Genomic DNA, 9,940 nt, shown 5'->3' with positions numbered 1-9,940 from the left:
TCATCCTGAGTTTTAATCTGACTGGCTATTTGATCTACCAGTTTTTCGTTGATTTCAACGCTCATTGTTATTCTCCATTTTGGAGTATTAACGACAAGCGTTTACACAATTTAAATTACATTCCCGTGCAGGCCTGGTAAACCCTATATTAAAGCGTTCGAAGTAACTGCAAGAGAAGCAACAGATTCATCGAGAAAAAATGAAAAGCCCTCTCGCATGCCAAAGATAACTCTAACGCAGCCAACCCCTTTCAGAGTCACTGATAGCCGGGGCAGAATGCAGCACTGCCAATCCATGAGCAACCTTTATCAGGCAACTAATACAGTCACTCTCAGTAAGGTATCACCATCAGCAACGAAAACCGCAACGATGAGCACACAAACAAACCATCATCATCAACGGACAGTGACCTCTCAAACAGTGGCCACGCAGACAGATCGACTCTTTACGGAATGTGAAATACGAACACCTAAAAGAAGCGATGCTATTCCATTAGGCTCTGCAGATAAGAGCCTTGCTGAAATGAAGTTAGAGGAGATGTTATCCGAACTCAAAAGAAGCGACCTTACCATGCTTCTTACAGATAATTGTTCTCCATTTACGCTGCAAGGTGGCTCTCCTATAAAAATAAATAATCCTCGCCGATTTCTAACCAACGCTTATAATCAAAATGCCAAATCATTAATAGCCGATTTTATTCACAGGAACCCTGAAGAACAGGTAACCGTAAATTCCTTGAGTATAAGATTCCAGCAACTATTACATAACACATTAACGACTCAAAGGCTGGATGAGGCATATAAAACTAAAGACCTGGTTGAATTAATCCAGCAAAATAGCCGCGCAGATGCGCAGAGCAAAATTGAGAGCATTCTGGAAAATGGTGAGTTAAGAAGTCTCCTGACCTTAATGTATATGGCACTACAACTATGTATTAAGGAAAGGAGCTCTCAAGAACCAGACACCCTTCCCTTGATTTAGGAAAATTGAAAACAAGGGAAAGGGCTATCCTGAAAAAATTTACAGCTTCGGAGACCAGACAAAAGTCGCAAATACGCCTCTTGGCTCGCCCTGATAACCCTTAACTGGCTGATAGTTCTTATCCAGCAGGTTAACCACCTTAAACTGGGTTTCCAGCTGAGGTGTCAGCTCAACCGAAGCGCGAAGATCAACCGTTCCAAAACCAGGCAGCTGTGCCGTATTGGCAGTATCCACCCAGGTTTTGCCCTGAACCCGGAAGGTTCCTCCAAACGACCATCGACCAAAGTCTTTATCCATATTGAATGCAGCCATTTGCTGGGCTCTGTAGTGGAGTTTCTTACCACTGTCTTTGCCCGAGCGATTTTCAGGGTCAACATAGGTTAAATTCGTGTTGATATCCCAACCGGCATAATGGGTGCCGACTTCAAACTCAATCCCCCGGATACGGGCTTTGTCAACGTTAACCGTTTGCCATTTGCCATCATCACGCTTGACTGAGTTCAGCATATCATCCATATCATTCTGGTAGATATTGACAGCCCAGTGGCTCTGCTGACCAAGCTCACCTCTAAACTCTGCCTCAGCATTTCTTGCTGTCTCAGGCTTCAGGTCAGGATTAGGAGCTGACCAGGCAGATGTAGCGTACATATCGGCAAAGGTTGGTGCTCTGAAAGCGGTACCGTAAGAAGCCACAAATCTTATTTGTTTCGGTAAGTTAACCCCCCAGGATGCGTTACCGGTAAACTCGCCACCAAAGGCCTCATTCTCATCATAGCGCCCACCCAGCTGCAGGTCGCTGTTTTCAAAAGAGGTCAGGTTCTGGGCAAATATGCCGGTGTTGTAACGCTCATTCACAACATAGGCACTCGTCCCTTCATAGGTATCATTCGAGTAATCAACACCCGTTGTTAACAGTTGATTCTCTGCCCACCCCAGATCATTGATCCAGCTGAATGAGTATCTTTTGTTTGTAGAATTGCTTGCTCTCGGACCTTCGTCATTACGATGATCTCTTTGAAAACCCGCTTCCAGACGGCTATCCCAGATATCACTTAATGCAAACGACAGGTAAGTATTGATATTGGATACTTCAAAATAATTTATCGGATAGCCTTGAGTCGAGCTGGAAGAGTTAACATCGTACTCGGACTTACCTTCAGAGTGAGCAAAGTTCACACCTGCTTCTATGCCATTTTCAAATGCTCTGGATACATTTCCTGAGAAAGACTTATTCCGGTAGGCATCATCGTCACCATCATTACCGAATTTTGTGAGGGTTCGGTCATACCCCTGTGTTTCATACAGGCGAGTACCAAAATTATAACGAGTTCCATCGGTTTCCCCGCCAAAATTCAGGCCATATTCGCCAGTCCCATGACTTCCGCCACCGGCTTTAATCGTCAGTTTCGGATCACCCGAACCTTTTCTTGTGATGATATTGATAACACCACCAACAGCATCGGCACCGTAAAGCGTCGAGCGGGGACCACGAACGATCTCAATCCGTTCAATCTGGTCAGGGTCGATGTATTCCAGAGGTGCTGAACCTGAGCTTGCCGTATTGATTTTCTGACCATTCATCAGGATCAATGTCTGGGCAGTTTTTGTACCCCGCACATACACGGTAGACATACTTCCAGGACCGCCATTAGAAGCAATCTGTACCCCGGGAGCCGACTGATTGAGCAACTCAACAACCGTTGTTGCTTGAGCACGCTCAATCTGCTGACGGTTTATCACAGTGACAGGAGCCAGCGTTTCGTCGACCGTTTGAGCCGTTCTCGCAGCGGTAACAACAATCTCTCCGAGTTCATAAACCTCTTCTGCCAGGGCAACAGAACTCATCACGGACATTGTAACGGCAATAGAAAGCCCGGTGCGTGCAAAAATAGAACGCTGATTAAACGACATGTAGATTACATCCTTAGCGTAAGCGAATGGTCTTAAAACTTTTCGTAGTCAGTCTTTAGCTCATGCTGCTCAGAGCTGACTCTCTTGATGAAATGGAGTCTGGGCTGCCACATAGTCCGTTTGACCCGCATCGGTTCGAACAGCCTGTAGCTGGTGGCAGATCATTTCTGCCCCCTCAAGAATCCTGGGCGTTGGTCTGGCAATCAGATCACTGGGTACTGAAAACAGTTGATGGCTCTTTACTGCCTGCAAGTTTTGCCACTGGCTCCAGTAGTCCATTAAATCTTTCCGTGTTTCCGGGGTGTCGCCTCTCGGATCAGAACCAATAATGACCTGTGGGTCACGGGTAATCAGGGATTCAATACCGATTTTGGGAATACGCTCAGAGACATCACCATAGATATTCTGACCACCACACAGTGAGATCACATCATCAATGACCTGACCACTACCTACCGTCAGCAACGGTGATCGCCAGATCTCAAAGAACACCGATACAGGCTCTCGCTGGCCATAATTATTCTGCAGCGTTTTTAAACGAGCCGAAAAATCCTCAACAACACGGTTCGCTGCTTTTTCTGTCCCGGCCACCTGACCAAGACTTCGGATGGCCTGTTCAATGCCGGCAAAATCCACCACATCAACATGAAAGGTCCGGACGCCCAGAGACTCCAGCTGATGAATCACTTTCTGGGAATTGCCCGCGGTCCATACCACCACCAGGTCAGGCTTCATGGCCACGATGGCTTCAACATTCACATTCGGGTAACCACCCACATTGGGCAGTTGTTTGACCACTTCAGGAAAATCACTGTGCTTGTCAACGGCAATGACACGATCACCTGCACCGGCAGCAAATAACAATTCAGTGGAGCCGGGAGACAGGCTGATGATTCTGGGCGAACGGGTATTCAGGCAGACAGAGCGGTCGCTCATGTCGGTCACACAATACTGGCTGTCAGGCTCGCTCGCCTGAGCAATACTGAAAGGAAACGAAACTGCATTGGCCAACGCCATAGCCATGACCAGCATTACCCTGGGCAGTCTGTTCTTCAGTGTCTTGTATTGTACGAAATGTGTTTTCATGGTGTCCCTGAGTCACAACCAATACTCAGGGCGGCACACGCGGCCACTGTACTTTTTCAGAAAAAGCACCGTGTAAAAGGAGATGTGTTCCCAGCCGCCAGGTTATCCGCCCGGTTTGCGCCCGCATATACAGGCTGCTCGGGAGCCTGTCGGGCTTAGCCGACCGTAGCGAGAGAAAGTCGGGTTTGAGTCATTTTTTATGCTGATTTGAGGCGAATAGTGGTTCTATTCAACGAAAAGCAGCATAAAAAATGGCCAAACCCGGCTTTTTCCTAGTAGGTCAGTGGTAAGTCCGACTGGCTCCCATCTTGGGCTTTGCAAAGGCAGGTTTCCTGACTCTGGCGTCATCATTCTCAGCAGCCTTCCCGGTATAACCAGTGACGTTGATACCATTTCGACTCGCTAACCGTGGGCTGTGCAGCTATTTTTGCCAATTGGACTGCGTTGAAGCTTCTCGCCATAGTAATGCTATGACTCGTCACTTCGCCTTGCCCAAATTGCCCAAAATAACTTGCTCGCTCTCACTGTTAGCAAGCAGCAATGGTATTGCTGAGAACTCTTCCATTACAGTTGCGGGTACAGTCAGGGTCTTTCACCCTGTTCCCTCTTTTGACTCATGCGCTACATCCGAGATGAGCGGTCAAAAGCGTCATGATTCCAATCAATCACTGACGAAACCCTTACAAAGTTTCGCAATACTAACCAAACATTCGTCTTAAATCACTAGGGACTTGTCGATTTCTTGCACTTATTTTTGATCCGGGTCAGGTGTTTTGCTTTTCTCATACCAATCAAATTTTCTAACCCCGTTATGAGCATGACTGTCTGGAGTGTAAAGCAAGGCGAAGTGACGAGTCATAGCAGTAGCTATGGCGAGGAGCTTCAACGCAGGGTTACCCACCAGACAGACAGCGCAATAGGGAGTTAGGCAATGCGATTGGTATCAGATGCTTGCCAGAGCACTTCACCTTCACCCTGAAGCGCACAATGACGCCCCAGGACATACATTAGATCTGACAGGCGGTTAACAAATTTCAGCAGTGGTTCGTTGATTTTTTCACCACTTTCCTGAAGCTCATTGTTCAACTCAATGATATGCCGCTCAGCCCGACGGGATACGGTTCGAGCCATATGACAATGACAGGCAGACTGTCCGCCGCCAGGCAGCGTGAAGTTTTTCAGGGGTGGTAATGGTTCATTGAGTTCGTCAATCAGAGCCTCAATCGCTTTAGTATGGGTTTCCTGAATCAGCTGATAGCCCGGCATGGCCAGCTCACCACCAACATCAAACATCCGATGCTGGATATCCTGAATCTGTTTCAGCTGGTCTACCGTAACCTCATTACCCAGCTTCAGGGAATGGATCAGCATACCCAGCCAGCTGTTGGTTTCATCCACAGAGCCAATGGCATGGAGTCTCGGATGGGACTTTGGCAGTTGCTGGCCATCACCAATACGGGTCATGCCCTTATCGCCGGTTCTTGTGTAGATGCGGGTTAGCCGGTAGCCTTTTCTTTCTGTCATGTCTTAGGTTCTTCTTGCAATCTTGAAAACCGGTCTTGAGCCACAAAGGCACAGAGACACGGAGTAATGTAAAGACACATCTATAACCATGTACCTTAGACTGTCTTATTTCGCTTTCTTTGTGCTTTAGTGACTTTGTGGTTCAACATCACACAGTGCAAAGATTTTACTCATATCAAGACTTTCTTCGATGGCATCTGCCATGCGGTTAATACCCTCTTCCCGCAGCAGGTGATAGTCAATTCTTGAAGCTTCCTGCAACCCTGCCCATTTCAAAATCGCTGTGCAGGCATCAGGCTCCTCAAACACCCCGTGCAGATAGGTTCCAAATATCTGACCATCGTCAGACATTACCCCATCAACCTCCCGGTCCAGTTGAATGAGCGTTTTTTCCAGCGCTATTCCTGTTGTCACCCCGGCATGAATTTCATAACCGGTAACAGAAACCGGCTCTTGACCCGGCAACTGCATAACCCCTTTGACCCGAGTGAGTGTCTTCTGACGAATCATAGTCGTTTCCAGATCCAGAAGATTCAACGCATCAGAGCTTCCGGCAGCACCTTCAATACCATCAGGGTCATGTACCGCTTTGCCCAGCATCTGGTAACCACCACAGATTCCCATCAATTTACCGCCGTAGCGCAGATGTCTGAGAATATCCTGATCCCAGCCATTTTCTTTTACAAATTCAAGATCGGTTCGGGTGTTTTTGGTACCGGGAATAATGACCAGGTCACATTCCGGGATAGACTGGCCCTTTCCAACAAAGTGAACATTCACCTCAGGATGAAGGCGCAAAGGATCAAAGTCTGTGTGATTACTGGTGCGGGTCAGGATCGGCACAGCTACGTTCAATACGGTTTTCTGGTCTTCAAGATGTTGATGAGAAATGACGGCATCTTCTGCCTCAAGGTGTAAACCATGGAGGTATGGTAAAACCCCCAGCACCGGCTTACCGGTCTTTTCTTCCAGCCAACGAAGGCCCGGCTCGAGCAGCTTTACATCACCTCGAAATCGGTTAATGACAAATCCTTTTACTCGCGCCTGCTCAGATTCTGAGAGCAGTGCCAACGTGCCGTATAGGTGAGCGAACACCCCTCCCTTATCGATATCTGCAATAATAATCACCGGGCAGTCCGATTCTTCAGCAAACCCCATATTGGCTACGTCACCTTCACGAAGATTAATTTCTGCCGGGCTGCCAGCACCTTCCACCAGCACGGCTTGATAATGGCCTTGTAGCCGACGCCAGGAACGCAGAATGGCGTTCATGACCTCAGGTTTATAGGCATGATACTGAACCGCATTCATTTCCCCCACGGCTTTGCCATTAACAATCACCTGGGCGCCGATATCACTGTTCGGCTTCAGCAACACCGGGTTCATATCCGTATGAGGCTCAAGTCCAGCCGCAGCCGCCTGGAGAGCCTGAGCCCGGCCAATTTCACCACCATCCTCGGTAACCGCACTGTTCAGCGCCATATTCTGGGGCTTAAAGGGAGCTACAGAGATATTGTGCCGTCTGAACACCCTGCACAGTCCTGCCACCAGCGCACTTTTCCCGGCGTCACTGGTCGTACCCTGTACCATCAGAGTGTGTGTTGAAATTCTAGACATACCATAAAGCTTCTGGACAAGAGATAAAATTTGAACTTATTACTGAAAAAAAAGACTAAGCCCAAAAAGGATAACATTTTCATCAATAGATCATACGAATGGTGCGGAAAGTATGCTGAACACTCATCAACAAGCAACAACTAAAGTATCGGTTGGCTCAATGGTAAGAGATGACTCTCCACCAAGTGACACAAACACAACAAATACCAAAGATACCCAGGGGCGGCGACTTCAATACCAGGATCTCCCTTCAAGAATGTTATCAAGCCAGTCAGCTGAACCATCAAATCAAACTGTAGTCATCGACTCCCGAAAAAGAAGTGCGCTTGTTGTTAATCCTCGACCAGAAAGTTCATTAGCTCCTGAGCCCCTTCCTAGTCAGGATAATAGTGATCCAGAAAAGTCACAGGTTCACAAGAAATACGTCCAGAATTACTCCAAACATTGCAAAGCCATAATTTCCGTCCCAAACCCCGAACTTGACCCTGAAGGTTACGAACTGGGCATGAATGCTTATGTAAGGTCAGACGAGGAGCTGGCTAAAATGTTTGCTACGAAAGAGGCATCAGACAGGAAACACCCGTATGAGATTGATAGACTTGGCAGTGAAATAAGATCCAGTTTCGTATCACAGTATACAAGTCATCTTCGACAAAAAAATTACAATGCAGGCTGGTCGATATAATTATTAAATAACTGGGCAAGCATCGTCCCTGAAAAGACTAATCGAGTATTTCTGTTATTATTCTCCGTTTCATTGATCAAGCTGGCACTGGTGCATGAGTCGTTTCTTCTATTCGTTGCTGTTATATCTAATATCACCTCTGGTAATGGTTCGTCTTTACCTGCGCTCCAAAAAGGCGCCAGAGTACTGGCAGAGAAAGAGGGAACGGTTTGGCTTCTTCAGTCTTCCCGCCACAGATAAACCCATTATCTGGATACACTCGGTATCCATGGGTGAAACGATTGCCAGTGGTCCGCTGGTAAAGCAACTGCAGAAAGACTACCCAAACCACCGTATTTTAATTACCACCATGACTCCCACAGGCTCAGCCCAGGTACGAAAGATTCACGGGGAAAGTGTGGAACATGTCTATGCCAGCTATGATCTTCCAGGCGCTGTCAGGCGATTTCTGGACAAGGTAAAGCCGGTCATGGCTATCGTCATTGATACAGAACTGTGGCCCAACACAATCGCAGCCTGCCACAAGCGGTCTATTCCAGTACTGATTGTCAATGCCCGCTTATCTGAACGGTCTGCCAGAGGCTACGGACGTTTTGCTTTTCTTACCCGCCCGATGCTGGAGCAGATCGACATGGTCGCCGCCCAGAACAATGAAACCGGCCGACGATTTCTGGAGCTTGGCCTGCCCAAACAGCAGCTCAACGTTACCGGCAGTGTCAAATTTGACCTTGACGTCTCTCCAGAAGTTATCACAGCGGGCAAGGAGCTTAGGCATAAATGGCAGCAGGGTATGGGCAGTGATATTCGTATTCTGGTAGCCGCCAGCACCCATGAAGGTGAGGACCAGCAGGTACTTGATGCCTTCAAAACCATTCTGACAGAGTCTCCTGAAGTACGCTTGCTGTTAGTCCCCAGACACCCTGAGCGGTTTGACAGTGTCCACCAGCTGATTCAGGACAACCAGTTCCCAGTAGTTCGTCATAGCAAGGGCACCCAACCCACCGATGAAACCAGAGTTATTCTCGGAGACACCATGGGCGAAATGATGAAACTGTTTGCCGCATCTGACATAGCCTTTGTGGGGGGCAGTCTGGTAGCTACTGGTGGCCATAATATGCTGGAACCAGCCGCATTAAACCTGCCGGTTTTGTCCGGGCCTCATGTGTTTAATTTTGAAGAGATCAGCGAATCTCTGGCGCAGGCTGGAGGATTGGAAATCGTCAACGATAGCCGTGCACTTGCCCAGAGCACCATCAGATTAGTGCAGGATAAAGATGAGTATGAAAACATGAGCCAGCATGCCGGAGAGTTTGTCCGTGACAACCGGGGAGCTCTGAAAAAGACATTAATGCTGGTTGATCAACTGATGCCATCCAGCCAATAAGATTTTGATTCAGATAAAGCAGGAGAAAGCCCCTCCGAGATGATGCTCAGCAATTTCAATGGTTGCTTCAAGCTCCCTTCTTGCATCAGCATCGGATACAGGGCTTTCTCTTCTTGAAACCGTCAACTGCCCGAAGAGGGTCGTGTTATCTTTACTATCCTGTATTTGCTCTTCTGCTATTACTAAATCAGGGTACAGTGTTGCAAGAAATGCAGAACCAATAGCACCAGTATCATTGCTTAAAAGATTCGTTGCCAACTTTCGCGCTGCTTCAGATGTCCCTGCAGGATCTTCAATTTCAATCAGGTTCTTTTTATCCTTCCAGCCCGTAATCTGGGCCAGTGCTGCCGGATGAGAAGAGATCTTCCTTAAAGGTATATTTTCTGCAGTGGCCTCAGCGGTTCTCAGTAGACACATGGTAATGGGCAGGCGAACCACTGCACTGACTTTCCGAATTTGAAAAACCTTACATGCCTGAACAGTAGCATCTATCAAATTTCCCTTTACCAAATCATTTCGAAGAGCAACAAATGCTTCAGCCTCGTTCTGCTCTGCCTGGTAAAAAGTATTTAATGGAGAGCCGCAGAAATTTAATTCAAGGTTATTGCCATCCCCATACAGCTTCACGCCATGTGCGACTTTTAGGTTTGCATAAGGAGACATGACTGAACCTGCTTTCTGCTATTAAAAGCAGTAAAAAGCAAAAAAGAAGGTTTCAGTCATGCCCGTTGAAGAGTTTATCACTACAGTCT

The 9,940-nt window shown here is 47.5% G+C and carries 8 protein-coding genes and 1 riboswitch; of the genes, 3 read left to right on the top strand and 5 right to left on the bottom strand.

Features of this window, described 5'->3' with window-relative positions:
- The first annotated feature begins 294 nt into the window (after positions 1 to 294).
- The gene (locus tag AK963_RS20935) at positions 295 to 981 is read left to right on the top strand and encodes a hypothetical protein (protein WP_066017370.1); all 687 of its coding nucleotides are present in this window, start codon (positions 295 to 297) and stop codon (positions 979 to 981) included.
- A 39-nt stretch (positions 982 to 1,020) separates the two neighbouring features.
- Here AK963_RS20935 and AK963_RS20930 read toward each other — a convergent pair whose 3' ends face one another.
- The 4 genes from AK963_RS20930 to AK963_RS20915 form a co-directional block, all read right to left on the bottom strand.
- The gene (locus AK963_RS20930) at positions 1,021 to 2,892 is read right to left on the bottom strand and encodes a TonB-dependent receptor domain-containing protein (protein WP_066017369.1); all 1,872 of its coding nucleotides are present in this window, start codon (positions 2,890 to 2,892) and stop codon (positions 1,021 to 1,023) included.
- A gap of 69 nt (positions 2,893 to 2,961) precedes the next feature.
- Complete coding sequence (locus AK963_RS20925) at positions 2,962 to 3,978, bottom strand: cobalamin-binding protein (protein ID WP_066017368.1); 1,017 nt, start codon at positions 3,976 to 3,978, stop codon at positions 2,962 to 2,964.
- Positions 3,979 to 4,283: 305 nt separating this feature from the next.
- Positions 4,284 to 4,455: riboswitch (cobalamin riboswitch) on the bottom strand.
- Between the two features lie 447 nt (positions 4,456 to 4,902).
- Positions 4,903 to 5,502: a cob(I)yrinic acid a,c-diamide adenosyltransferase gene (locus AK963_RS20920; RefSeq protein ID WP_066017367.1), complete on the bottom strand. Its 600-nt coding sequence runs from the start codon at positions 5,500 to 5,502 to the stop codon at positions 4,903 to 4,905.
- A gap of 126 nt (positions 5,503 to 5,628) precedes the next feature.
- Positions 5,629 to 7,119, bottom strand: coding sequence for a cobyric acid synthase (locus AK963_RS20915; RefSeq protein WP_066017366.1), 1,491 nt, complete (start codon positions 7,117 to 7,119; stop codon positions 5,629 to 5,631).
- A gap of 112 nt (positions 7,120 to 7,231) precedes the next feature.
- On the opposite strand from AK963_RS20915, the gene AK963_RS20910 reads away from it, so the two are divergent.
- Both AK963_RS20910 and waaA read left to right on the top strand, forming a co-directional pair.
- A complete protein-coding gene (locus AK963_RS20910) occupies positions 7,232 to 7,804 on the top strand; it encodes a hypothetical protein (RefSeq protein WP_139117565.1) in 573 nt (190 codons plus the stop codon).
- A 94-nt stretch (positions 7,805 to 7,898) separates the two neighbouring features.
- Positions 7,899 to 9,188: a lipid IV(A) 3-deoxy-D-manno-octulosonic acid transferase gene (waaA, locus tag AK963_RS20905; protein ID WP_066017364.1), complete on the top strand. Its 1,290-nt coding sequence runs from the start codon at positions 7,899 to 7,901 to the stop codon at positions 9,186 to 9,188.
- 9 nt (positions 9,189 to 9,197) lie between these two features.
- Here the strand turns inward: waaA and AK963_RS20900 are convergent, their stop codons facing one another.
- Entirely contained in the window at positions 9,198 to 9,851 is a 654-nt protein-coding gene (locus tag AK963_RS20900; RefSeq protein WP_066017363.1) for a prephenate dehydratase domain-containing protein, read from the bottom strand.
- Positions 9,852 to 9,940: the final 89 nt, after the last annotated feature.

It is taken from the genome of Endozoicomonas atrinae (assembly GCF_001647025.1).
GTDB classification, from domain to species: Bacteria; Pseudomonadota; Gammaproteobacteria; order Pseudomonadales; family Endozoicomonadaceae; genus Endozoicomonas; species Endozoicomonas atrinae.
Note: the sequence above shows the minus strand (reverse complement) of the source record. Positions and strands in the feature narration are given on the sequence as shown.

What these genes read in the sequence shown, in the direction of transcription:
- AK963_RS20930 (WP_066017369.1), bottom strand. Translation starts at nt 2,892, where the DNA reads ATGTCGTTTAATCAGCGTTCTATTTTTGCACGCACCGGGCTTTCTATT.
- waaA (WP_066017364.1), top strand. Translation starts at nt 7,899, where the DNA reads ATGAGTCGTTTCTTCTATTCGTTGCTGTTATATCTAATATCACCTCTG.
- AK963_RS20920 (WP_066017367.1), bottom strand. Translation starts at nt 5,502, where the DNA reads ATGACAGAAAGAAAAGGCTACCGGCTAACCCGCATCTACACAAGAACC.
- AK963_RS20935 (WP_066017370.1), top strand. Translation starts at nt 295, where the DNA reads ATGAGCAACCTTTATCAGGCAACTAATACAGTCACTCTCAGTAAGGTA.
- AK963_RS20900 (WP_066017363.1), bottom strand. Translation starts at nt 9,851, where the DNA reads ATGTCTCCTTATGCAAACCTAAAAGTCGCACATGGCGTGAAGCTGTAT.
- AK963_RS20915 (WP_066017366.1), bottom strand. Translation starts at nt 7,119, where the DNA reads ATGTCTAGAATTTCAACACACACTCTGATGGTACAGGGTACGACCAGT.
- AK963_RS20910 (WP_139117565.1), top strand. Translation starts at nt 7,232, where the DNA reads ATGCTGAACACTCATCAACAAGCAACAACTAAAGTATCGGTTGGCTCA.
- AK963_RS20925 (WP_066017368.1), bottom strand. Translation starts at nt 3,978, where the DNA reads ATGAAAACACATTTCGTACAATACAAGACACTGAAGAACAGACTGCCC.